Source organism: Blastococcus sp. CCUG 61487, from assembly GCF_005222955.1.
Lineage (GTDB): Bacteria > Actinomycetota > Actinomycetes > Mycobacteriales > Geodermatophilaceae > Blastococcus.
Window position 1 is genome coordinate 1 of the sequence record NZ_LWUA01000156.1, and the last position, 333, is coordinate 333.

The 333-nt window shown below is 74.2% G+C and carries 1 protein-coding gene; it reads right to left on the reverse strand.

Translation table 11 applies throughout. The annotated features are described in order from the left end of the window. On the reverse strand, positions 1 to 333 hold a 333-nt coding region (locus tag A6V29_RS08885; RefSeq protein ID WP_137159960.1), incomplete at both ends, for an ArsR/SmtB family transcription factor.

Below are 333 nucleotides of genomic sequence, written 5' to 3' on the forward strand. Positions count from 1 at the left end.
GGCGGCGGTCATTCCGGGCGCGCGCGCGATCGGCCAGTGCGACGGCGTCGTCGGCCTTCCTGAGCGCGGCCAGCAGTGCCTGGTCGTCCCGGAGCGTGCGGGTGAGCATCCTGCGCGCCACCGCCAGCAGCTCCGCCGTCTGCGGGTCGCGCAACGAGCACAGCACCGTGTTCTTCTCCCGGCGGCTGTCGACGATCCCGACCCGTCGCAGCACCGCCACCTGCTGGGACAGGTGCGACAGCTCCATCCCGGTCTCGGTGGCCAACTGGCCGACGGTGCGGTCGCCCTCGGCGAGCAGCTCGAGGATGCGCACCGGCCGGGGTGGGCGAGCCC